Below are 23,743 nucleotides of genomic sequence, written 5' to 3'. Positions count from 1 at the left end.
TACCTTCGAAGGATGACCGAGATCCGCCCGTTGGTGACCCTGTTACGCGACCGGCCGTCCGATCGGCCGGCGTTCACCGACGAGCACCGGACCCTCACCTTCGGGGAACTGCTGGAGTCGAGCGGCCGGTTGGCGGCGGGGCTCGGGATCGCCCGCGGCGAACGGGTGCTGATCCACGTCGGCGGGCGCGTCGAATTCGCCGAGTACGGTCTGGCGGTCCTGCGGGCGGGCGGGGTCGGTGTTCCGGTGAGCACGCGCTCGACGGCGGCCGAACTCGCCCGCGTCGCGGAGGATTCCGGCGCCGTTCTGCTGATCACGGAAGCCAGGCACGCGGAGCTCGCGCGAAAGCTCCGGTTACGAGTGGTGTTCGTCGAGGACGAGCCGTCGCCCCCGCTGGGCGAACCGCGCGACGACCTCGGCCTCGACGAACCCGCTTGGCTGCTCTACACCTCCGGCACGACCGGCCGTCCCAAGGGCGTGCTGATGACACAGCGCGCGATCCTCTGGTCGTCGGCGGCCTGCTACGGCCCGCTGTACGGAATCTCCGGCGAAGACACCGTTCTATGGCCGCTTCCACTGCACCACGCGTACGCGTTGTCGCTGGCCTTCGCCGGGACGATCGCGTTGGGCACGCACACGAGGATCGTCGATCGCGATCTGCGCGGAGCACTCACGGCGTACCCCGGCGCGGTCCTCGCCGGTGTCCCGGCGACCTTTCTGAACCTGCGCCAGGAGGTCCGCGGCGTTCTCCCCGCGCCACGGCTGTGCCTGTCCGGAGGTTCGCCGTGCACCCCGCCGACCCGCGCCGCCGTGCGGGAATTGTTCGGCGTCGAGGTGCTCGACGGCTACGGCAGCACGGAAACCGGCGGAAAGATCGCCGTCCAGCTCCCCGGCGAAGAGCATTTGACGCCGGTGCCGGGGATGGAGGTCCGCGTCGTAGGCGAGCAGATCGAGGTGCGCGGTCCCGGCGTGGCCCCGGGAGTCGCGGGGCCGGACGGCTGGTACCGGACCGGTGACGTGGGCACCCTCGCCGAGGGGCGGCTCATCCTCGAAGGCCGCGCCGACGACGTCATCGTCTGCGGCGGCCAGAACGTGCATCCGACGGAGATCGAGGCGGTCATCGCCGAACTCCCCGGTGTCGAAGACGTTCTGGTGACAGGAAGACCCGACGAGGTCCTCGGCGCGGTCCCGGTGGCGTTCCTCGTCTCCGCCGAGCCGGATCTCGACGCGGTGCGCGCCTTGTGCCGCCGCCGGCTCTCCGCGTACAAGGTTCCGGTCGCCTTCCACCTCGTCGAGCGCCTTCCCCGGACGCCGTCGGGGAAAGCGCTGCGAAAGGACTTGCGCGTTCCGTCGCCCGAGGTGGAAACGCTGGTGCGCGAGGCGATAGCCGAACTGTGCGACATCGACGAGCGGTGGCGCGAACGTCCCTTCGCCGAACTGGGCCTGACGTCGGTGGGCGGCGTGCAGTTGCGGCACCGGCTGGCCGAGGCGACCGGTTTGGCCCTCCCCCAGGCGCTCGTCTACGACTTCCCGACCCCGGCCGCGGTCATCGGCGAGCTCGAACGGCTGCTGTCCGGGGCAAACAGACCCACCACGAAAAGAACCGTCCCCGTTCGCGACGACGAACCGATCGCCGTCGTCGCGACCGCGTGCCGGTTCCCCGGCGGCGTGACCTCGCCCGAGGAGCTGTGGAACCTGGTGGCCGGTGGCGTCGACGCGACCGGCGACTTTCCCACCGACCGGGGCTGGGAGCACTCCGTCCGGTACGACCCGGACCCCGGCAGGCTCGGCGGTTCCACCACCCGCCGAGGTGGATTCGTGTACGACGCCATGGATTTCGACCCCGCCCTGTTCGGCATGTCGCCGCGCGAGGCGCTGTCGACCGACCCTCAGCAGCGGCTGTTGCTGGAGACCTCGTGGGAGCTGTTCGAACGCGCCGGTCTCGACACCGCCACGCTGCGCGGCAGCGACACCGGGGTGTTCGTCGGCGTGATGCACGAGGACTACGCCAGCCGGTTCGAAGGGCATCGGATGGAGGGGCGGCTGGGCATCGGGTCCTCGCACGCGCTGGCGTCCGGCCGGATCTCCTACACCTTCGGGCTGAACGGCCCGGCGGTCACGGTCGACACCGCCTGCTCCTCTTCCCTGGTGGCACTGCACTGGGCCGTACGAGCGCTGCGTGCCGGGGAGTGTTCGCTCGCCGTGGCCGGTGGCTCCACGGTGATGTCGTCCCCGCGCACGTTCCTCGAATTCAGCCGCCAGCGCGGCCTCTCCCCGGACGGCCGATGCCGCTCCTACGCGGCGGGCGCCGACGGCACGGCCTGGGCCGAGGGCGCGGGCGTCGTGCTCCTGGAGCGGTTGTCGGACGCCCGCCGGAACGGGCATCCGGTGCTGGCCCTGCTCAGTGGTTCCGCCGTCAACTCCGACGGGGCGTCGAACGGGCTGACCGCGCCGAGCGGACGGGCCCAGCGCGCGGTGATCGCGTCCGCGCTGGCCGACGCCGGTCTCGCCGCGGCCGACGTCGACGCGGTGGAGGGACACGGAACGGCCACCCCGATCGGCGATCCGATCGAGGCGGAGGCCCTCATCGCCGCCTACGGTGGTGAACGTGACCGGCCACTGTGGCTCGGCTCCGTGAAGGCCAACATCGGGCACACCCAGGCCGCGGCGGGCGTCGCCGGGGTGATCAAGATGGTGGAAGCCTTGCGGCACGGGCAGTTGCCGCCGTCGCTGTACGCCGACGATCCGAGCCCTCGCGTCGACTGGTCCGCGGGCGACGTGCGTCTGCTCGCCGAAGGCCGGGAATGGCGGGCCGGACCGAAGCCTCGGCACGCCGGGGTTTCCGCGTTCGGGATCGGCGGCACCAACGCGCACGTTCTCGTCTCGGAAGCGCCGCCGTCGGACGAGGACGAAGGTCCGGCACCTCTCGGAGCGCCGTGGTTGTTGAGCGCCGCCGGGGACGGCGCGCTGCGAGCCGCCGCTTCCCGGTTGCTGGCGACCGTGGGCGGCCGGGACGAGGACGACGTCGCGTTCACCCTCGCCACCCGCTCGGCGCTGGAGCATCGCGCGCTGGTCCCGTCCGGTGATCTCGCCGCGCTGCGCGCACTCGCCACGGGCGAACGCCGTGGCCGGACCGTGCGCGGACCGGCGGCCGCGGCGTTCCTGTTCAGTGGGCAGGGCGCGCAGCGCGCGGGAATGGGCAAGGAACTGTCGGAGCGATTCCCGGTGTTCCGCACGGCGTTCGACGCGGCGTGCGAGGCGCTCGGCGGCGGAGTCCGTGAAGTCGCGTTCGAGGGCGGGGAACTGCTCGACCGGACGGATCACGCGCAAGCCGCGTTGTTCGCCCACGAAGTCGCCCTGTACCGGCTGCTGGAATCCTGGGGTCTCCGGCCCGGTGCCGTCGCCGGGCACTCGATCGGCGAGATCGCCGCCGCGCACGTGGCCGGTGTCCTCTCCCTCGAGGACGCCGGTGCCCTGGTGGCCGCGCGCGGCCGGCTGATGGCCGCCTTGCCGCCGGGCGGCGTCATGGTCGCGGTCAGGGCGGCCGAGGCCGAAGTCGCGCCGCTGGTCGGGGAATTCGCCGACCAGGTGGCGATCGCCGCCGTCAACGGCCCTCGATCCCTTGTCCTGTCCGGAGCCGCGAGCGTGACCGAAGCGATCGCGGCCCAGTGGCCGGGTTCCACGCGCCTGCGCGTGAGCCACGCGTTCCATTCGCCGCTGATCGATCCGATGCTCGCCGAGTTCCGTGAGGTCGCCGCCGGGCTGACCTACCGCGCACCGGAGATCACCGTGATCTCCGGCCTGACCGGCCGCGCGATCACCGGGGTCGACCCGGAATACTGGGTGCGGCACGCCAGGGAGACGGTCCGGTTCGCCGACGCGCTGGACACCGTCGTCGCGGCTGAAACCGCCATTTGCCTGGAGATCGGCCCGTCCGCCGTGCTGAGCAGGGCCGCCGGAGCGGTACTACCCACCGTGTCCACTATGGACACGGGCCGAAGCGTCCTCGATGCGGTGGGCGAACTGCACACCGCCGGCGTGCCCGTGTCGTGGCGATCGGTCTTCGACGGCAGCGGCGCCCGCCGGGTCACCCTGCCGACGTATCCCTTCCAGCGCGAGCGTTTCTGGCTCGATCCGCAACCACGCCGGAGCCACGACGGCCATGCGATGCTCGGCCCGGCGCTCGTCGCCCCCGACTCGCCGAGGGTCGTGCACGGCGGCTCGGCGGGCGTCCGCACGCACGGCTGGCTCGCCGACCACGTCGTCGGCGGCGCGACGTTGTTCCCGGCCAGCGCTTTCGTCGAGCTCGCCGTCCACGCCGGCGGAGCGAACGTGGCCGAGCTGACGATCGAGGCGCCGCTGCGGCTCGGCCGGTCCGAAGACGTCGCGCTCCAAGTGGTCGTGGACGGACCCCGGATCGACATCTACGCCAAGGATTCCGACGTCTGGACACGGCACGCCACCGGCCGTCTGGGGACCGCCGAGGTCTTCGCACAGCCTTGGAAGGGCGAGTGGCCGCCTCCCGCCACCGAACCGGTCGACCTGGACCGGGCTTACGCGGCCCTCGACTACGGTCCCGCCTTCCGCGCGGTGACCGGGCTGTGGCAGGACGGCGACGAACTGTTCGCCGACATCGCACTCGCCGAAGACGTCGACGGCCGGTTCGCGCTGCATCCCGTGCTGCTCGACGCGGCGGTGCACACCCTCGCGCTGGCCGGGGCACCCGGCGACGAAGCGCGCGTGCCGTTCCTCTGGAGCGGCGTCCACGTGCTCGCCCCCGTCGCGCGCCGGGCACGAGTCCACTGTGTACGGTCCGGCCCCGGCGAAGTCCGCGTGGAACTCTTCGACCCGGCCGGAACACCCGTCGCGGTCGTGGAATCGCTGCTCACCCGGCCGCTGCCCGCCGGGAGCACGATGCTCTACGCGCCGAAATGGATCCCCGTCCCGGCCACAAGCGCCGACGACGTCCGGATCATCGAGACCGAAGACGTCCGGAGCGCGCTCACCGCACTGCAGAACACTCTCCCGCGCGGGGAACGCACCGTCGTCGTCACCCGCGACGCGGCCGATCCCGCGTCGGCCGCCCTCTTCGGGCTTGTTGCCGCCGCGTCGACCGAGTACCGCGGCCTGGTCACGGTGGTCGACACCGATCTCCCGGTGGAGAAGGTGCGCGAACTCGTCGGCGGCAACCCCGAACCCCAGTTGTCGATCCGCGACGGCGTACCGCACGCGCTGCGGATCGCCCGCACCGCGCCCGCGTCCGGCCGCCCGATCGACCCGGCCGGGACGGTGCTGATCACCGGCGGCACCGGCGCGCTCGGCGCGGCGCTGGCCCGGCACCTCGTGTCCGCGCACGGGGTCCGGCATCTGCTGCTGGCCAGCCGCCGCGGCCCGTCCGCGCCCGGCGCGGACGAGCTCCGCGAGCTGCCCGCAAACGTGCGGATCGTCGACGGCGACATCGCCGATCCGGCCTTCGTCCGGCGACTGGTCGGCTCCTGCGATCCGCCGCTGACCGCCGTGGTGCACTCCGCCGCCGTCGTCGCCGATGCCGCCTTCACCGCACAGACGACCGGCGGGATCGACACCGTCTTCCGCCCGAAGGCCGACGCCGCGGCGATCCTGCACGAGGCCACCCGGCATCTCCCCCTGTCGGCCTTCGTGCTTTTTTCCTCGCTGGCCGGCACTTTCGGCAACGCGGGACAGGCGAACTACGCGGCGGCGAACCGCTACCTCGACGCGTTGGCCGTACGACGGCAGGCGGAAGGGCTTCCCGCGACGTCGATCGCTTGGGGTCTCTGGGATCTGGAGATCGGCCTCGGCTCGCAGATCCCCGAAGCGGCGCGGCATCGCATCCACACCTCCGGGGTGGCCGCGCTGACCGTCGAGGAAGGCATGGCCCTGTTCGACGCGGCGCTCGGGCACCCCGAACCGGTCCTGATCGCCGCCCGGCTCGACCCCACCGCCGCCGGCCTGCCCCCGATCGCCGACGGGCTCGGCCGTCCCGCGGCGAGACCCGCGCCGCCGTCACCCGGCCGGCACTGGCCGGATCAGCCCACGGAGCGGGAGCTGCGCGATCTGCTGCGGGTGGAACTCGCCGAGGTCCTCGGCCACCACGATCCGGGCACGATCCCCGTCGACAAGCCGTTCACCGAGCTCGGGCTCGATTCCCTGGCCGTCATCGACCTGCGTACGCGGCTCCGGGAGCTGACCGGCGTCGAACTCCCCGCACGTGTGCTGTTCGACCATCCGACCGTCACCGAGCTCACCGGGCACCTGCGCGCCCGGGCCGGGCGAGAGTCTGGCTGAGCGTCAACGCGGTGAGCGCGACGGCGAATCCGGTGAGCTGCCAGCCGGTGAGGGTCTGGCCGAGCACCAGGAATCCCGCGGCGGTGGCGACCAGGGGGTTGGTCAGCGTCAGCAGGGAGACCGACGCCGGGGCGAGCCGGTCGATGCCGCGGAACCACAGCGGATAGGCCAGCGCGGTGGTGACGATGCCGATGTAGCCGTAGCCGATCACGTTCGCCGTCGTCAGCGAGCTCGGCAGGCCTTCGAACAGCAGCGTCGCCGGAGCGAGGACGATGCCGCCGAGGGTCAGCTGCCAGCCGGTCATCGCCAGCGGATGTCCGGGGCGGCCCCATTTCTTGGTCAGGATCAGGGAAACGGCCATCAGCCCGACGGCGACGAGCATGGCGGCCAGTCCGAGCGGGTCGAGCCGGGCTTCCGAAGTGAGGGTCAGCAGCGCGACCCCACCGGCGCCGGCGGTCGCGGCGAGCAGGATCGGCGCCGGGGTCCGGACCCGGAGCATCGGGAGCGCGAGCAGCGCCACCAGCAGGGGTTGCAGGGCGCCGAGGGTCGCGGCGACCCCGCCGGGAAGGCGGTACGCGGCGAAGAAGATCAACGGCAGGAAGGCGCCGAAGTTGAGCATTCCGAGCACCGTCGTCTTCCACCACCACGACCCGTGCGGAAGCCGCCGGGTCAAGACCAGCAGGAGCAGCCCGGCCGGGAGCGCCCGCAGCGCGGCGGCCAGCAACGGCCGGTCCGGGGGCAACAGGGTCGCGGTGACGACGTAGACGGTGCCCCAGCTGGCCGGGGCCAGCGCGGCCAGCGCGGCGTCACGCAGCGTCGGTTTCGCGGCCGCCGGTTCCGCCGGGACGACGGGCCGCTCGGCGATGATCGCCATGATGTCTCCTCACTGATAATCTCAACGTTGAGATAACACCAGCGACTTCTGTCAATGTCAAGTCTCTTAATATTGAGACGATTGGAGGGCGTCATGGCCGACGCGGTGGACGCGGTGATCGCGCTTTGGCGGCACGAGCGGCCGGACCTCGAAGACAAGCTCTGGCCCGCCGAGGTGATCGGGCGCGTTCAGCGGCTTTCCCGGATCCTCGACCGGAAGCTCAAGGAGTTCAACGCCAAGCACGACCTGGAGTCGTGGGAGTTCGACGTGCTCACCACGCTCCGCCGCTCCGGGGAAGCCGACGGCCTGACGCCCGGCGCGCTGCTCAAGGCCGCGATGGTCACCTCCGGGGCGATCACGAACCGCATCGACCGCATGGAGACGAAAGGCCTGGTCGAGCGGGTGCGCGACAGCGACGACCGCCGATCGGTCAAGATCCGGCTGACCGGCAAGGGACGCCAGGTCGTGGACGAGGTCTTCGTGCTCCACCTGGAGAACGAAGCCGACCTCCTGCCCGACCTGAAACCGGCGCAGTGGGCGGAACTGATCGGCGGTCTGCGGCTGCTGCTCGAGCACTTCGGCGACACGTCACTGGAGTGACGCCGGACGCGTCACGTCCAGCCGAGCGGGGTGACCTCCGCCGCCGACGTCCACGGGCCGCGTCCGCCCGCCTCGGTGAGGGCGCGGAACCGCACATACCGCGCCCTGGTCGGCCAGAACCGCAAGGTCTTCCGGGCGGCGTCGTCCGCGAAGGTACCCGTGGCGACGGGACTCCCCCAGGCCGAGCCGTCCGCACTCAAATGGACTTCGTAACCACCGACGCGTCCGTGGTCGGAACCGTCCTGGCGCGGCAAGTAGGTCAACCCCGTCACGGTGCGGGCGGCACCCAAGTCGAGTTGCAGTTCGTGCGGCAGCGGGTCTTCCCCACCGGACCACTTGGTGTGCCAGTGGGTGGCGGGATTCCCGTCGACGGCGTTCGCGGCGGCGCCGTTCTCCCCCACGGTTTCCTGGCTGTCGGCCGAGCGGACGGTGGCAGTGAGCGGCCCGGAGCCCATGACCGGGTCGCTGATGGTCTCAGCGCCCGTCTCGACATGGCCCGCGAAGCGGCGTAGGAACCCATCCGGCCCCTGAACGGTCAGGTCGTACCAGCCGCCCATGCCGCCTTCGGTGCTGAACCAATCCTCGGCCGTCGCGCCCTGGGCGACCGTGTACGTCCACGGTCCACCGCCCCGGTTCCCGGTCCGCACGGTCAGTTCGCAGGCGGCGCCGGCGTTGGTCATCTTCAGGTACACGACGCCGGAACCCGGCCGTAGCACGACTTCCGGATTCGGCTTGCCACCGGTGGTCGCGGTGATCCGGTTGCCCGCGAACCGGCGCAGGAAACCGTTGGGGCCGTGCGCGGTGAGGTCGTACGCGCCATCCGGGGAACCGGCCTGCCAATAGTCGGAAAGCGTCGCGTTCCCGCCGACGGTGTAGCGCCACGGCCCGTCGGTCCGGTGTGCGTTGGCGTACACGTAGAAATGCGCGCCCGCCGTTCCGGTATTGGCGAAGTCGATCCAGAACCGTTCGGCCGTCACCCGCCCTGTCGCCGCCAACTGGTAGGGCAACGGGCGCGCGGTGCGTAACCCGGTCTCCGCGACGGGGAGCTTCTGCACGGACGGCGGCTGCGGCTGGGTGTTCCACGGCCCGCTCGTCGGCACCGGTTTGGTCAGCACCGGATAGCTCGCGCTCGGCGACGTCGTGTCCAGCGCCGAAGTCAGGTCACCGCAGACGGTGCGCCGCCACGGCGAGATGTTCGGCTCGGCGACGCCGCTCCACTGTTCGAGGAAGCGCAGCACGGAAGTGTGGTCGAAGACCTCCGAGCACACCTTCCCGCCCCGGCTCCACGGCGAGATCACGAACATGGGCACCCGTATACCCAGCCCGATCGGCTCACCGGAGACGAATTCGTCGGTCGTGGCGACGGAACTCTTGCCCTCGTTGTCGGAGGCCGGCGGCGCGGGCGGCGGCATGTGGTCGAAGAAACCGCCGTCCTCGTCGTAGGTCAGCAGGAACAACGTCTTGTTCCACACCTCCGGTTTGGACGCGATCGTGTCGAGGATCGACTTCACCAGATCGGCCCCGGTGTTCGGGCCCCACGCGGGATGTTCGGTCTGGGATTCCGGCGCGACGATCCACGACACCGACGGCAGCCTGCCCGCGTCGACATCGCCCTTGAAAGCACTCAGCAATTGCTTCGGCGCGACCCGGGCCAACCCGCGGTCGTACAACGCGCGTTCGGACGCGGTCAGGGTCGCCACACCGGCCGCCAGTCCGTCGAGCAGCCGGGTGCGCTCGGCGGCCGAAGCCGAATCGAGGGCGTAGTAGAAGTACTCCAGCTTCGGGAAGGCTTTGCCCGCCGAGTCCTTCACCTTCGACAGTGCCTTGGTGCCGACGGCGAGGAAGCTGCTGAAATAGTCCAGCGAGTTGTCGCCGTAATTGTCCCATTCCTGATAAACGCGCCAACTGCGGCCGGCGGCCTGGAGTCGCTCGGCGTAGGTCTTCCACGTGTAGCCGGTGTGCCCCGGGTTCTGCCAGGCGTCGTTGCCGATCGCCCGGGTCGTGCCGTCCGGCTCGTAGCCGAGTTTGCCGGTGAACAGGTAGAGCCGATTCGGGTTGGTGGGGCCCATTTCCGAACAGTGGTAGGCATCGCAGACGGTGAACGCGTCGGCCAGTTCGTGGTAGAACCGCAGTGCCGAACGGGTGTGATAGGTCAGCGACCGGACACCCTTGGCCGCGCGCCACGCGTCGTGACGCCCCTTGTTCCACGCCCGGTGCCCGCCGGACCAGCTGTGGTCGACGTCGGCCATGAACTGATCGTCGATCGCGTACGGGAGCAGAGTGCCCGTGCCGTCGGGTTGCTGGAAGACCGAGGCTCCCGACGGTAGTTTGATCGCGGCCGGATCGTTGAAACCCCGCACGCCGCGCAAGGTCCCGAGATAGTGGTCGAACGACCGGTTCTCCTGCATGAACACCACGACGTGCTCGATGACGTCGAGCCCGCCCGTCGGCGCTTCGGCGGCGAGCGCCTGCCGGACGCTCGCCGGGAGCAAGGTGAAGGCGGAAGCCGCACCAGCGGCCTTCAGCAGGGTACGACGGCGCACGGAGCCCTCCAGGAATTGCGTTGAACCCGTTCGATCGTGTTCGAAACTGCACCTTTGATCGGACTATCGAGCAGATGGAAACATAGGTGCCTGATCGGTTCAAGGGTTCGGCCCAGGGGCTGCATGAACGGAGCAAGATGACGCGACTTTCGGAGGGTCGCGACCCTCCTGAGCGTCGAGGACGTCAGAACCAACCGTGTCCTGGATACCTACTGGCGGTCTCGCGTGACTGGATGGACGACACGTGTGATCAGACGGACGACTCACGACGAAGACTTCGCCGCGGTCGTGTCGTCCATCTGGTCACGTGTGTCGTCCGTCGGATCACACGTGTCGTCCGTTCAATCACGTGAGTGCCGTGCTCACGAAGGGAACCGCGGTGGGGGCCGCCCCCCTTGAGCGTCCCCCACCGCGGTCATCCGGCCGGAAAGCGGCCGGACGTCATCTCCTGTCGTCGTCCGGACGCCCGGACAAGGCCGCCAGGGAAAGCACCACGACGACCGGCCAGATCACCGCCACCAGCGCGGCGCCGCCGAAGGTGATCGCCGTGACCGAGACCGCCGTCGCGATCAACCCGCCGACGGGTGACACGTAACAAAGGCCCAACGGTCCCAGGAAGAGTGCCCACAGCACCGCGGCCTTCGCCGATCTGGCGGGCGGACGGGGAACCGGATACCGGCCGGGCCCGACGACCTCGTGGTCGTCGCCCTGATACCACCCGCCGGACATCAGCGGCGGGTGCGGCGCGAAGAACGCCGGTCTTCGGCCGAACGCCTTGGGCGTCCGCGGGTTCTGCCCCACCGGCACGTTGCGGTGATCCTTCGGCCGTCCCATGACACTTTCCGCACTGCGCATGACACCCTCCCCCGTCGCCGGCCCGAGGCCTGGTGAAGTCACCCCGTGCCTGGCACAATTACCGGTCGCGGTTCGAAACTTCCGGGTCGTTCTGCCCACTGACCATGCTGACGAGTCGGGGGAGTGGCTGATGCGTCATATGGAACACAGCACCGATCCGGTGTCCGGGGAACCGGAGGGCCAGGATGACCGGTTCCTCCGCGGCTGAAAACGGGAGTCTCGGCACCTGGCGGCGGCTGACACCGGCGGAGCAGTCCGCCCTCCGGCGCGCCGGCCACCTGAAAGTGTGGCGCCCCGGCCAGATCCTCGCCCTCCAGGGCAGTCCGCCCACCAGCATGTTCGTCGTCCTGCACGGCTGGGTGAAGATCAGCGCCACCAACTACCGCGGCGAGGACGCCCCGCTCGCCGCGCGCGGTCCCGCGGAAATCGTCGGCGAACTGGCCCCGATCAGCGGACTCCCCCGTTCCGCCACGATGTCGGCGATCGACGAGGTGCACACCCTCGTCGTGCCGAGGGACAAATTCCTCGGCGTATTACGCGACCAGCCGCGTATCGCCGAGGAAATCTTCCGAACCGCCGCGATCCGCCTGCAGCAATCCGACCGGCTGCGTCTCGAATCCGGCGGCCCGGATTTCCCGCAACGCCTCGCCGCCGTTCTCCTGGAACTCGCGTTGCAGCACGCCGTCGACTGGACGGCCGGGAAACAGATCGATCTCCGCTTCAACCAAGGAGAATTGGCGGGCTTCGCGCGTGTCTCGCGCAGCACCCTGATCCGTGGCCTCGACGAACTCCGGCGGCTGGGCGTGGTGCGCACCGCACGCCAGCGCGTCACCATCACCAGCCCTCGCGCACTACGGGAATTGGCGGCCGGACGGCCACCCCCGGCCGCCGAGGCCTGATCCGGCGCGAAATCTCGGCTATCCTGAGCGAGGTTCAACTCTCGCAACCGTTTCACGGGTGGAGGGAATCGGCACGATGAGTTCTTTCTCGGCAGACACGGAACCGGACATCGAATCGGCGTTGCTCGATCTCGACGCGGTCTCCTTCACCGCGTTGCGGGAGCTGGAGGGCGAAGCCTTCCGCCAGTCGGCTCACCATGTCGTCGAACGCACCACCCTCGTCCGCGCGCGCTACAGAAGCGCAGGCAGTGCGGGTGGCGAACGGATCGACTGATGCCGCCATCAGCCGGGTCGCGTCCCGCGTTCCACCGGTTGTCATGGCGGGACTTCGACGCGCTCGCGCGTCTCGACGGCGACGAGGACATGGCGCGGCGGCTGCGACGGGCCGAGCGGAGCCGTCGCAAACTGTTGATCCACGCCTTGCTGACCGAAGCCGCGAAGGCACCGGATCATGCGGGCCCGTTGCCGCCGCTGGATTCCGCTTGGGAACTCCTCGCACGTGCCGAAGCACGAGCACCCCGTTCGGTGAACAGGATGCTCACCAATCCGTACACCGGAAGCTGGGCCGGCTACACGACTCGCTTGCTCCGCAACGGAATCGACGGCATCGGTCCTTTGTGGATGCACCTGGGGCACGCGCACGCGATCGCGGCGGCCGCGGCGATCCGGGCGGAGCTCGACTTCGAGACCGTCATCCCGGCGTGGCACGGCGACGCCATGCTCCCTTCGCTCGGGATGGCCCGCTTTCCGGACACCGAAACGTTTTCTTCGGTCGTTGTGCGCGGCGTGAACGGCCGGTACTCGGTGTCGAACGCCGGCACGACGGTTCATCTGCCGGACGCGCCCGATGCCGATGCCCCGGGTTGGTGGGGAATCCGACGGGTACGGAGCCACGTCGGCGCGCAGCGGTTCTCGTTGTGGCTCGACGACCTCGACCCCTATCGCGGACTCTACGAACCGATCCCGCCGGAACGGCTACCGGGCAAGGATCTGGCGGATTGGCAACGGCTGATCGACGAGGCCTGTCGTCTGGTCGCCACCCATCTGCCCGGCCTCGCCCGCATCATGCCGGTGGGATTGGCGTCCTTGGTTCCGAAGCCCCAGGTGCTCTTCCGGAATCCGAGCGCGTCGACCGGGGAGGCGTTCGGCAGTGCGGTCGTCGGACTGCCCACCGACGGGGCCTCCCTCGCCGAAACGCTGATCCACGAATTCCAGCACATCGTGCTCGGCGGTCTGCTGCACCTCGTCGAGTTGTACGAGCCGGACCCCCGAGAGCGGATCTACGTGGCCTGGCGAGACGATCCACGTCCCCTGAGCGGCGCTCTTCAAGGGGTTTACGCCTTCTTCGGTGTCACCGCCTTCTGGCGCGCCTTGGCCAGGGCCGGGACGCATCCCCGGCGCTCAAGCTTCGAATTCGCCTACTGGCGTGAGCAGACGTGGCGCACCCTGCGAGTGCTGCGCGTGGACTCGACGCTGACCGATGCCGGCCGACGCTTTCTCGACGCCATCGCCGAACGCCTCGGACCGTGGCAGAGCGAGCCCGTCTCGGCGGAGGCGAGCGACCTGGCCACGGCCGCCCGCCGCGATCACCGCGCGGGATGGCGGGCTCGGCACCTGCGTCCTGACCCGTCGGTGGTCGCCGAACTCGCGGCGGCGTGGCTCAGCGGAAGACCGAGACCTCCCGCGAGTCTCGACGCGACGAGCCTTCCTCCGACGCCGATACCGGACGGAGGCTGGTCCCCGGCCAGAACGGACCTCATCCGGCTCTCCCTCGGCGGCGCGGGACGACCGCCGACGGTACCCGGCGCCACCGCGGCTGATTTCGCTTACACCGCGGGAGATCACGTCGAAGCCGTGGAGGGCTACCGGCGGGAACTCGCCGCGGATCCGGACCGGCCGAACTCCTTGGTCGGGCTGGGCCTCGCGCTCTCCGCCCGAGGCCTCCACCCTGCCGCCCGTGCCCTGCTGCACTGTCCCGAACTGGTCCGCGCGGTGCATCGGTCCTTGCGATCCGGCACGCGGCCACCGACCGTGGAGGAACTCGCCTCCTGGGTCGGGCAGCTCGTGCCGGGTTGACTCACATCAGGATCGGGTCGATGTCGCAGTTGGCCCGGGCACCGCGACCGGCGGCCTGCGTTCCCGGGTGGGCCTCGCCCAAGATCCGGCGGTACCGCGCCAGGATCGGGTCGCGGAACGGTGCGGCCTCTTCCGTTCGACCCAGCGCGGCCAGATCCAATCCGAGGTTGAACGACGCCGCCAGGACCGTGGGGTGATCCTCGCCGAGCACCTGTGTGCCACGCTCGATCGCGTCTCGTCCCAGCTCGACCACGCGGTCGAGTTCGCCCACCGCCGCCAGGTCACTCGCCAGGTTGATCGCGGCGGTGATGGCATAGGGATGGTCCGGGCCGATGGTTGCGCGGAACTGCTCGAGGGCACGCTCGTCGAGGACGCGGGCGGCGGCGGGGTCGCCCATCAGGCGCAACGTCACCGCGAGGTTGACGTTGGCCGCGAGGGTGTGCGGATGGTGCTCGCCGAGACCGCCGCGGTACCGCTCGAAGGTGCTCTCACCGAGCTTCTTCGCCGCGGCCAGATCACCCGAGTGGCGGAGATCGATCGAATGCGCGAGAGCCGTGGCCATCGTCGTGCCATGGTCGTCGCCATAAGCGAGCCGGAACCTCTTGAGGGCCTCCGTGGACAAGCCGAGCGCCCCGGGGTGGTCGCCGTCCTTCCGCCTGGTCACCGAAAGCAGGAACGAGTTGACGGTCGCGTCCAGCTGTTCCCCGCCGAAGCGGGCGACGAAGTTCTCCGTCAACCTCTCCTGCTGAATCCGGGCCTGGCCGTATTCGCCCGCTTCGCGCAGGTCGACGACCATCGAACTGTTGACGCTGAAGGTGCGAACGTGGTCGCGGCCGAGAACCTCGATCCGCCGCCGTAGGGTGTCCTGATCCAGTTCCAAGGCCTCCCGGTAGGCGCCGGCCAACCGCAGGCTGATCGCGTGCTGATACGCGGCGTAGAGCGTCTCCGGGTCGTCTTCACCGAACATCCGCTTGGCCTTGTGATAGATCTCTTCGCTCAGCTTGGTCGCTCCCGCGAAATCACCCTGCGCCCGGAGATCGATCGTGATGTTCCGCTGAAGCGCGAAGGTCTCCTCGTTCTCCTCGCTGGAGATCTGCAAACGCAGCGCGAGAGTGCGCTGGTTGAGTTCCGCGGCTTCGGAGTACCGGCCGATCGCCCACAGGTAGAGCCCGAGCCTCGACGAGACTTCGAGGGTCTGCGGATGGGTGGGGCCGAGGACGTCGGTGAAGCGTTTGCGCGCTTCGAGACCGAGCCGTGCCGCTTCTTCGTGGTCGCCGTACTCGAACAGGTAACGCATCAGGTTGATGTAGAGCTGACGCGGCCAGTCGTTGTCGCAGTCCAGGACGTTCGCCGCGTAGGCGTGCGGCAGCAGTTCGCGGTAGCGCGACCAGTGCCTGCTGGACTCGGGGTCGTTGGGGTCCAGCGCGGCGAGCAACTGGTGGGCACCGTGCTGCATCCGCGCGTGCACCTGCCGGGCCATGACCCGGTTGCGCAGCACCAGCTGCACCAGCCGGTGCAGCTGAAGGGTGTTGTTCCCGTGGTCGATCTTGGCCAGGCCATAGCGATTGATATCCCGGATGGCGCGCGCCAGCTTGATCGGGTCACGGAGCGCGGCGTCCAGCTCGGGCGAAATCGACACCCGGTTGACCCCGGTGAGCAGATCGCGCGAGATCGGTTCCGGGGAGAAGAAGGCGCAGATGTGCAGGATCTGATGTGCCGCCGGGTTACGGGTCTTCAATTCTTCGAACGAAACGTTCCACGCGGCGGCGACGGACACCTCGTTGTCGGGCGCCGAAGCGGTGTCGAGGATTTCCTCGACCGACTCGTCGAACAGGCGCAGATACTCCTGCACCGGCATCCCGGTCACCGCGCGCCAGGCGGCCGCCTGCTCCACGGCCAAGGGCAGATCGCCGAGCTTCTCCGCGAGCTGGTCGGCGTCGGCCGGGTCGATCTCGGGACCGCGGCGTCCGAGCAGCTCGACGCTTTCCTCTCTCTTGAACACCGCGAGTTCCAGCGGGCGCGCGATACCCGCCCAGTCGGAGTTCCGCGAGGTGATCAGGATTTCGCCGGGACCGTTGCGCGGGAAGAACGGCAGCACGGTCTCCGGGCTTTCCGCTGCGTCGAAGACCAGGAGCCAGCGGCGGAAGGGCCGCCCGGTCCGCAGTGCCTCGATGACCGCGGGGACCGCGACACTGGCTTCGGACGCGCCGTGCAGGCCGAGGATTCCGGCGAGTTCGGTGAGACCGGCACGGATCTGGGTGGTGTGCGCGGCGTCGATCCACCAGACGAGGTCGTAATCCTGGAGATGCCGGTAGATGTACTCGGCGGCCATCTGCGTCTTGCCGATACCACCGAGACCGTGCAACGCCGAAGGAAGCACGGCGGTGGTACCACTGCTCAACCGCTTGGTGAGCTGGTCGAGCAATTCGTCGCGACCGGTGAAATTGGGGTTCCTCGGGGGAACGTTGCCGAAGACGAGCGGCGGGTCGTCGGGCTGGCGGGCGGGGAAGCTCCGGGAGGTTTCCGACGCCGAGGGGTGCACGATCCGGGTGGTCGGCTCATTCGCTTCGGGCTCAGTGAGATAAGACGAGCGTCCCTGTGGCACAGGCGTCGAGGCAGGTGGACGTTCGGCCGTCTCAGGCATCATCGAGCTCTCAGTCTTTGATTCAGATAGGTGCGTTTGGAGGACTTGGCTTGCCGCCGCGTTCCGCAGCCGGTCCGCCCGGGACAGGTACGGCCCGGAAAGGGCACGCATGAGCGCGGTTTCCAGCTCCACATCGGCCGGGGACTCGCGGGTGAGGTCTGGGTCCGGTGTGTTGTTCGGGTCGGCGATGGCGTCTCGGAGGTGCTTGATCAGCCGAATCCGGTCACCGAAATGGGTGGCGGCCACTCGGACGACCTTGGCCGTTTCCGACCGCCGCGCGCCGCTGAGCAGCAGTTCCCGGACTGCCTCGGGAAAAGCGAAGACCCCGTCTGTGTCCCAAGTGGACTCGCCCTCCCTGAGTGCGGGAGCGTACATCATCCCCGAAAGCAAAAGTTCGAGGAGGTGTTCCGGGCCCGCTTCCGGAACGAATTCCTGTCCCACCAGCTTCGCCACGTCGAGACGGACCGGTACCGCCGCGAGCAACTGCGCCAAGCGTAGCGCCGGCGGCGACGCAACACTGCGAAATCGTTGCACTCGTTCGGTGGGTGACAAAGTTACCGGCGGGTCGTCGAAATCGGACTGGGAAATCCGTTCCGTGGCGAGTACGACGGTTCCTTCCACGGCGTCGTCGTTTTCGCCGGTCATCAGTCCGGCCCACCAGCTCAGCGACCTCGGCCGCAGTTCGAGGACCGGCACCGGGACGAGATGGTCCGGCACTTTCGAACCGGGTTCGAGCCAGGCGTCCGCCAGGTCGCATTTCCAGCGGCCGTTGGGCGCCACCGCGTTCGGCACTCTCAACCGCGCCTTGTGCGGACTCATTCCGCACCGGCCCCACAGCCAATGCGGGAGCAGGTGCACGATGCTCACCGGCATCTTCCTGCCCCACCGCGCCAACATCGGGTACAGCGCGTCCTTCTTCTGCCAGGCGTCACCCACGCCGTCGGTCAGCAGCAACACCACGCGCCGCCCCGACGAATCCACGATCTCGTCCGGATCCCTGGCGGGCGCGCCGGGCGTGCCACCACGAAGAACGAGATCCTCTTCGGTGTCCTTGGCGGTTTCCAACAGACGGACCTGAATGGTGCGGAAAGCACCCACCTGCCCGAGCAATTCGACGAACGCGGACACCCTGGGGCGCCACAAGGCCATCGACGGACCGTTGTCGAGGACGAGCGTCAGGTCCAGCCAGCGCTCTTTTCTCGATCGGGTGACCGGCCACCACCGCCCGGTCTCCGCGACCCGGACGGCGGTCGCCACTTCGTCCAGGACCACATTGTTGTGTCGCCGCGAGACCATCTCCCGTTTCAGGATTCTCAGCGCACGGAAGTACTCCAGCGATTCGAGGAGTACCGCTCCCCCGGGCCCGGCGCCGTCCACCGCGGGTTCCGGCAGCTCACCGGGAACGGCCTCGATCGCGACGACCTGACCGTCGTCGTCCTCCTCTGGTGGGGCGTCGACGAGCCGGGAGGGCCCTGGTTCGGGAAGTTCCGGTATTTCCCCGCGTTCGGAAGGCGCGTTGCGGATCCGCACGTCTTCGGGTGTCCGTCGGGGCTCCTCGGGCGGCGCCGATGCGCTGTCGGCCCGCCGTGGGGAGATGGCCGCGGCCAGCCACACGATATCGGCGACGTCGGTCCAGTTCAGGTCCTCGAATCCGAACCGCTCCGCCACCGGGGCGGAACGCGAGTCGGACACACCGCCCGGCCCTTCCATGTCACCGCACCGTCAGTCGTTGCCACAGAGCGTCCACCAGCCGCGGCCATGCCTCCTGATCCGGCTGGTACGCGCCCGACGTCGCGAGATAGACGGCGTCGAGCAGCCTGTCGGTGGGGAGCCCGCCCTCCGCCTTGCTCCGTTCGGCGAATTCCCGGATGAGCCTGTCCCGGTGTTCGCCGTTCTCGCCGACCAGATGACCGGCCACGATCGCGGCGAGCTGCTCCTCGTCCGGGTTCTCGATCCGCAACTGCAGGCAGCGGCGCAGGAAAGCGGGCGGGAACTCCCGCTCCCCGTTGCTGGTCATGACGACGATCGGGAAGGCGTGGCAGGCGATCCGGCCGTCGCGGACCACGGCGGTGCGCTGCGGGTCGGCGGTGTGCACGGTGACTTCGGGATGCCGGTTGCGCACACGCGTCAATTCCTCGATGGAGAATTCGCCGTCCTCGAAGATCGAAAGCAGATCGTTGGGCAGATCCGCCTCGGATTTGTCGAGTTCGTCGATCAACAGGACGCGCGGCAGCCTGCTGGGGAGGAAGGCGGTGCCCAGCGGGCCCAGCCGGACGAAATCACCGATCGGGGGTTCTTCGGCCTCGCCGCCGCGCTGGGCCTGGCTGGTCGCGGCCGCCTGGACCCGGCCGATCGCGTCGTAGCCGTACAGCCCGGAACTCAGCGCGGTATGACTGGTGATCGCCCAGCGCAGCACCCTGCCCAGGCCCAGTTCCCTGGCGATCCGGTACGCGAGGCTCGATTTCCCCGTTCCCGGGTTTCCCGTGACCAGCAACGGCCGGCGCAAATACAGGGCGGCGTTGACCATGTTCAGCTCGGCCGCGTCGGCGTTCTGCTCCGAAAGCGTGAACGCGGTACCGAGACGACGTTCCGCCTCGCCGTCGTCCGGCGGCGGTACGTCGTTCTCCGGCGGCGGATCACCGCGATAAGAACGCCACGGCGGCGGCGCGGGCAGCAACTGCGCGAGGTCGATGTCGTGCATCGGGATACCGGTGCCCCGGTAGATCCACCAATCGGGTGCGTCGAGGCGAGGCGTCCGGCCGTCCACGGCCGCGTCCTGATCGTTCCCGCTCATCCGCGGCATCCCCTTACAGTCGAGTCGGGATCAACGGCTGGTCCAGAACGATCACACGTTTGGGGTCGTCCCACATTACCACCAGATCGTGAGCCAGAGAATTCTTGAACGGTACCGCCATACCGGAATTCGCCAGCTTGCGACGATCCGGAAGTTCGTTGAAACCGCTCTCCGCGGCCAATACCCAGTCGAGCAACTCGCGCAGGGTCTCCGGCTCCGCGTCCGGATGCCACAGCACGACCGGCAGGCCGCTGCGGAGCGCGCTCGTCAGTTCGTCCGGCGCACCGTCCGGTTTCGCTTGGGGCGACGGAGGTTTCGCCAATACCAGACCGACCCAATGTTCGTCGCTCAGTATTGCGTCGATCGGGTGATCCCCGACCTCCGGGCGACCGGAATAGTGCAGCCGGTCGGCGGCGGGGTCCTTCACCATCGAATCCCAGCGAACGTGCCATGCGCGATGCCAATGCCTCGCCCGCATCCTCTCCAAAGACCGTATTCCGAGACGGTACCCGTAGCGCAACGGCTGAGGCTGACCGGTGTCGTGTTCCTTCGCCCATCGCTGCACCGGCAAATTGATCAACGTCCTCGGCAGGAGGAATTCCACCGACGCGGACATGCTCTGACCGGACCAGACACCCTCGGTCTCCAGGATGACGTCATCGACCCTGCGCTCGACCTCTTCGATCGCGATTTCGCGCACGCCGCCGAGCGACGGCGGCCAGACCTCCGGATCGTCCTGCCTCCAGAAAGCGAGCGTGCACCGCGTCGGATCCGCGGAAACCGGTTCGAGCATGATGAGCAAATGCAGATGCGGGCGATCCGGAATGGGCGGCCTGGTCAGCCGCTGATTCCCTAGCGCCGGGGCGAGCCGCAGCGACCTGGCCTGGTTCGCCAGCCAGCCCTCGATCATCGGATTCGGCTTGCCGCCGGTGTTTTCGGCCAGCAGCCCGAGAAAGGTCAACGCGGGCGGGATCCCGTCCGGCCCCGCGTTGAAGTCGGTGAGCAGCTGGAAGATCTCCCACGCGTCGGTGACGCCGTCCAGCCGGGGCGGCGGGACCCCGGGCCCGAGCGCACGGCTCACCATGACCACCGGATTGGGGATTCGCATTCCGGTCAGATGACGGCACAGGCCCATCAGATCCTTGCGGGGGATCAACTCCAGAACGGGACCGGCCAGGTCGGCCGGGAAGAGGTCTTCGGCGCGCACCACCACCGAATCCGCGATGACTTCCCCGTGCAGCCGTAAATAAGCCATTCCGGTGAACGTCTTCACTGAAACAGGTAGCGGAGTGTACAACTCGGGCAACAAGCCCGGGTCCTTCTCGATGACGTCCGCGAAGAAACGCTCCGATGAGATGAAGGCGATCATCCGACCGGATTCAGCGAACGCCTCCTTCACCGGTCGCGCGTCGAGAATGCGGAAAGCGATATCGACCGCGTCCCCGACCCAGCCGTTGCCGTCGCCGATCACCTCGCCGGAGTTGAGGCTCACCCTCAGCCGCATCTGTGCCTGCGGTGTCCGCGTGTGGTTGTACCGGCGGAGGGCGACCCCGAGGCGATCCGGAAGCAGGTCCGCGACCAGGCTTTTGGTCGTTCCGGGCGGAAGCAGGATCAAGACGCCGTCGCCGCGGTCCTCGTGCGCGCAGGAATCGAAGTCGATACCGCTTTCCGCGAACGCGATCTTCAAAACCTCGTACATGCCCTGGTGCACCGCGAGCCGGTCGAGACGGTTGCGGTCCGGCGCGGTGAACCCCACGACGTCCACCACGACGATCGTGCGGTCGAGAGCCCGCGTCGGTCGCGCCACTGGCCCCCTCCCAAGGTCCACGGCGCCGACCCACCGGCGCCGACCGCCACATTATCGCGTCGATCGGCCCGGAGTTGAGTGTCAATTGACAAATAGGGTGCGGTGGATCGGTGTTAACGCTCGTGAGTGGTGAGGTTGGTTAAAGCCAACCGTGTCCTCTGTACCTGCTGGCCGAAGTCCGTGAAGGCCTCCTTGAGGGACTCTGGGTCCCTCAAGGAGGCCTTCACGGACTGGTGCGGCGTGAGCGAAGGCGTGACTCGCGTGATCAGGGACGTGACTCGCGTGACTGGAGGCCGCACTCGCGTGTTCCGCCGCTGATCACACAAGTTCCGGCTTCGATCACGCGAGTGCGGTGCCCGTCCTTGTGAGTGGTGAGGACGGTTGGAACCGTCCTCACCACTCACGAAGGCGGTCAGACGCCGGCGATCTGCTGGATCCAGCTCCGGTAGCGGGTGATGTTGGTGTACGCGGTGTTGTTCGACCGGTCGCTGGTCGAGGCGACGCCGACCTGGCGGCCACCGGAGAACATCGGGCCGCCCGAGTCACCGCCGGCGGTGATGCCGTCGACGCGGTTCGCGCAGACCGCGACCCCGCCGTTGTAGTCGCTGCAGCTCACCGAGTTGACCCGGACGGTGGCGACCTTCAGGTAGCGGGACTGGCAGTTGATCTCCGAGCCGCACTGGCTCGTCGCACCCCAGCCGTAGACCTGGACGTTCTGCCCGACCGCGACATTGCTCGTGGTGCCGAGCGGCGAGTAGGTGGCGTTGACCGAACTGGTCAGCCGCACGATGGCGAGGTCCGCGCCCGAGTGGCGGGTGATGCTCGCCGCGGTGGCCATGGTGCCGCCGCTCTGCTGGTCGAGGCTGCCGATGCGGAACGTGTAGCTGCCGCTGCTCGCGACACAGTGTTTGGCGGTGAGGATGTACTGCGGCGCGATGATCGTGGCGGTGCAGTTCTGCTGGCCGTTCACGAACAACCTGGCCGCCCAGGGAGCGTTCTGCGCGTACTGGCCACCGATGATCATCGGCTGCACGCCCGAGGGCTCGGCGGCGGTCGCGGCGGGGGCGGTCGAGCCGAGCAGCGCCATGAACGCGGTGCCGGCGAGCAGGACAAGAGAGCGCAGTCGCATGTTCCGACTCATTTCTGCGGCGGGGATCCGGCCGCTTCAGTGGGGACGAACGCGCTGATTCTGTGTCGTGCCAAGGGAAGCCGGAAACCGACGAAAGTTCGCGTCGGCTACCTATTTATTTCGAGGGCCCGGCGAAGATCATTAGGTAGTCACTCGCCTAGCAGGCGCCAAGCGGTGAGGGCGAGCCTCACCCGCGTCAGGCCGAGCGGGTCGGTCAAGTCGACGGACAGGACCTTGCCGATCTGGGTCAGCCGTCGCGCCACGCTGCTGTGGTGCAGGTGCAGGGAATCGGCGGCCTGGCGCACGGAACCCGTGGCGCAGTAGGCGTCCAGCGTCCGCAGGTCCTCCGGATCGGCGGCCAGCTTCGTGATCGCGACGACGTCGGCGTTGGCCCGCGTGTCCTCCTCCGGGATCCGCGCGAGCAGCGCGAGGGCCCCGAGGTCGCGATAGTGGATCACCGGACGGCGCGCGGTCGTGAACCGCAGCGCGGTCGTCGCGTCCTGCCAGGACCGATGCGGGCATTCGGCGTCGCCGATCCCCGCCCGGACGTCTTCGGGGAACCGGGCCGGATCCACCGCGGCGGCCAGGATGATGCCGACGTCGCCGAGTGACGCGGCCTTGACCGGGCGCCCGTGGCAGATCAGGCCCCCGATCTTCTCGAGCGGCAGCCCGGCCCGGACGGCGACAACGCGGATCGGCGCGTCGCCGGGGAAACCCAGCAGCCGCAAGGCCCGGTTCCTGGCGGCGTCGTCACTGGCGGAGCTGATCACGAGTTCCACCAGCGCCGGATCGGCCATGGTGGTGCGGGCGGGCCCGTACCGCTCGACGACCGTCGCGACGGCGATCGCGAGGCGGTCCAGCACCGCTTCGTCGAGGGCACCCGGCTCGCCCTCGCGTTCCAGCCAGACCGTGCCGATCTCTTCGTCGTCGAGGGTGACCGCCGTCGTCATGGACACGGGCACGGAGGCCGGAGCGGCTTCCCGTCCGTCGGGGGCCATGCGGATGGTGCGTCCCGTGCTGTGGAGCCGGATACCCGCCGCGCATTCCGCCAGCCCCGCGGTGGCGCGGGCGAGCGCGGGGAGATCGACCCGCCGCCGCATCAACGTGTCGTAGAACATCACGACCCGGATCACGCCCTCGACGTCGGGATCCAGATGCGACAACCGCGCGGCCAGTGCCTCCATGCCGGCGAGCCTACGCGGCGATCGTCGCACGA

General features: G+C 69.1%; 13 protein-coding genes. 5 read left to right on the top strand and 8 right to left on the bottom strand.

Annotated elements, in window-relative coordinates:
• Positions 1 to 12 precede the first annotated feature (12 nt).
• Entirely contained in the window at positions 13 to 6,306 is a 6,294-nt protein-coding gene (locus AVR91_RS40410) for an SDR family NAD(P)-dependent oxidoreductase (protein ID WP_063274037.1), read from the top strand.
• On the opposite strand, the gene AVR91_RS40405 is transcribed toward AVR91_RS40410, so the two are convergent.
• A complete protein-coding gene (locus tag AVR91_RS40405; protein ID WP_063274036.1) occupies positions 6,263 to 7,180 on the bottom strand; it encodes an EamA family transporter in 918 nt (305 codons plus the stop codon). The genes AVR91_RS40410 and AVR91_RS40405 overlap by 44 nt on opposite strands.
• A gap of 93 nt (positions 7,181 to 7,273) precedes the next feature.
• Here AVR91_RS40405 and AVR91_RS40400 point away from each other — a divergent pair, with 93 nt between their 5' ends.
• Entirely contained in the window at positions 7,274 to 7,780 is a 507-nt protein-coding gene (locus tag AVR91_RS40400) for a MarR family winged helix-turn-helix transcriptional regulator (protein ID WP_038518375.1), read from the top strand.
• Between the two features lie 11 nt (positions 7,781 to 7,791).
• Here the strand turns inward: AVR91_RS40400 and AVR91_RS40395 are convergent, their stop codons facing one another.
• Positions 7,792 to 10,323, bottom strand: coding sequence for a phosphocholine-specific phospholipase C (locus AVR91_RS40395; RefSeq protein WP_063274035.1), 2,532 nt, complete (start codon positions 10,321 to 10,323; stop codon positions 7,792 to 7,794).
• 441 nt (positions 10,324 to 10,764) lie between these two features.
• Positions 10,765 to 11,178, bottom strand: coding sequence for a hypothetical protein (locus tag AVR91_RS40390; RefSeq protein WP_063274034.1), 414 nt, complete (start codon positions 11,176 to 11,178; stop codon positions 10,765 to 10,767).
• 185 nt (positions 11,179 to 11,363) lie between these two features.
• Between AVR91_RS40390 and AVR91_RS40385 the strand changes: the two genes are divergently transcribed.
• From AVR91_RS40385 to AVR91_RS40375, 3 genes are read left to right on the top strand one after another with little or no spacing between them, the layout of a single operon-like run.
• Positions 11,364 to 12,077: a Crp/Fnr family transcriptional regulator gene (locus AVR91_RS40385; RefSeq protein ID WP_063274033.1), complete on the top strand. Its 714-nt coding sequence runs from the start codon at positions 11,364 to 11,366 to the stop codon at positions 12,075 to 12,077.
• Positions 12,078 to 12,135: 58 nt separating this feature from the next.
• Positions 12,136 to 12,351 carry a hypothetical protein gene (locus tag AVR91_RS40380; protein WP_063274032.1) on the top strand — a complete coding sequence of 72 codons (216 nt, stop codon included), beginning with the start codon at positions 12,136 to 12,138 and terminating at the stop codon, positions 12,349 to 12,351.
• Positions 12,351 to 14,153 carry an HEXXH motif domain-containing protein gene (locus AVR91_RS40375; RefSeq protein ID WP_063274031.1) on the top strand — a complete coding sequence of 601 codons (1,803 nt, stop codon included), beginning with the start codon at positions 12,351 to 12,353 and terminating at the stop codon, positions 14,151 to 14,153. The genes AVR91_RS40380 and AVR91_RS40375 overlap by 1 nt, the downstream gene beginning before the upstream one ends.
• Position 14,154: 1 nt before the next feature.
• Here AVR91_RS40375 and fxsT read toward each other — a convergent pair whose 3' ends face one another.
• From fxsT to AVR91_RS40345, 5 genes are all read right to left on the bottom strand, one after another.
• Complete coding sequence (gene fxsT, locus AVR91_RS40370) at positions 14,155 to 18,507, bottom strand: FxSxx-COOH system tetratricopeptide repeat protein (protein ID WP_083737941.1); 4,353 nt, start codon at positions 18,505 to 18,507, stop codon at positions 14,155 to 14,157.
• A gap of 1 nt (position 18,508) precedes the next feature.
• Positions 18,509 to 19,591, bottom strand: a complete 1,083-nt coding sequence (locus AVR91_RS40365; protein WP_063274030.1) for an AAA family ATPase — start codon at positions 19,589 to 19,591, stop codon at positions 18,509 to 18,511.
• A gap of 13 nt (positions 19,592 to 19,604) precedes the next feature.
• Entirely contained in the window at positions 19,605 to 21,398 is a 1,794-nt protein-coding gene (locus AVR91_RS40360; RefSeq protein WP_063274029.1) for a VMAP-C domain-containing protein, read from the bottom strand.
• 412 nt (positions 21,399 to 21,810) lie between these two features.
• Positions 21,811 to 22,527 (bottom strand): S1 family peptidase, encoded by a 717-nt coding sequence (locus AVR91_RS40350; RefSeq protein ID WP_063274027.1) that lies wholly within the window; start codon positions 22,525 to 22,527, stop codon positions 21,811 to 21,813.
• A gap of 149 nt (positions 22,528 to 22,676) precedes the next feature.
• A complete protein-coding gene (locus AVR91_RS40345; RefSeq protein ID WP_063274026.1) occupies positions 22,677 to 23,711 on the bottom strand; it encodes a PucR family transcriptional regulator in 1,035 nt (344 codons plus the stop codon).
• Between the last annotated feature and the right edge of the window lie 32 nt (positions 23,712 to 23,743).

Origin of the sequence: Amycolatopsis keratiniphila subsp. keratiniphila (assembly GCF_001620365.2) — a bacterium.
In the GTDB taxonomy this organism is placed as follows: Bacteria; Actinomycetota; Actinomycetes; order Mycobacteriales; family Pseudonocardiaceae; genus Amycolatopsis; species Amycolatopsis keratiniphila.
This window is presented reverse-complemented; position numbering and strand designations above follow the sequence as displayed.

What these genes read in the sequence shown, in the direction of transcription:
- AVR91_RS40410 (WP_063274037.1), top strand. Translation starts at nt 13, where the DNA reads ATGACCGAGATCCGCCCGTTGGTGACCCTGTTACGCGACCGGCCGTCC.
- AVR91_RS40405 (WP_063274036.1), bottom strand. Translation starts at nt 7,180, where the DNA reads ATGGCGATCATCGCCGAGCGGCCCGTCGTCCCGGCGGAACCGGCGGCC.
- AVR91_RS40400 (WP_038518375.1), top strand. Translation starts at nt 7,274, where the DNA reads ATGGCCGACGCGGTGGACGCGGTGATCGCGCTTTGGCGGCACGAGCGG.
- AVR91_RS40390 (WP_063274034.1), bottom strand. Translation starts at nt 11,178, where the DNA reads ATGCGCAGTGCGGAAAGTGTCATGGGACGGCCGAAGGATCACCGCAAC.
- AVR91_RS40385 (WP_063274033.1), top strand. Translation starts at nt 11,364, where the DNA reads ATGACCGGTTCCTCCGCGGCTGAAAACGGGAGTCTCGGCACCTGGCGG.
- AVR91_RS40375 (WP_063274031.1), top strand. Translation starts at nt 12,351, where the DNA reads ATGCCGCCATCAGCCGGGTCGCGTCCCGCGTTCCACCGGTTGTCATGG.
- fxsT (WP_083737941.1), bottom strand. Translation starts at nt 18,507, where the DNA reads ATGGAAGGGCCGGGCGGTGTGTCCGACTCGCGTTCCGCCCCGGTGGCG.
- AVR91_RS40365 (WP_063274030.1), bottom strand. Translation starts at nt 19,591, where the DNA reads ATGAGCGGGAACGATCAGGACGCGGCCGTGGACGGCCGGACGCCTCGC.
- AVR91_RS40350 (WP_063274027.1), bottom strand. Translation starts at nt 22,527, where the DNA reads ATGCGACTGCGCTCTCTTGTCCTGCTCGCCGGCACCGCGTTCATGGCG.
- AVR91_RS40345 (WP_063274026.1), bottom strand. Translation starts at nt 23,711, where the DNA reads ATGGAGGCACTGGCCGCGCGGTTGTCGCATCTGGATCCCGACGTCGAG.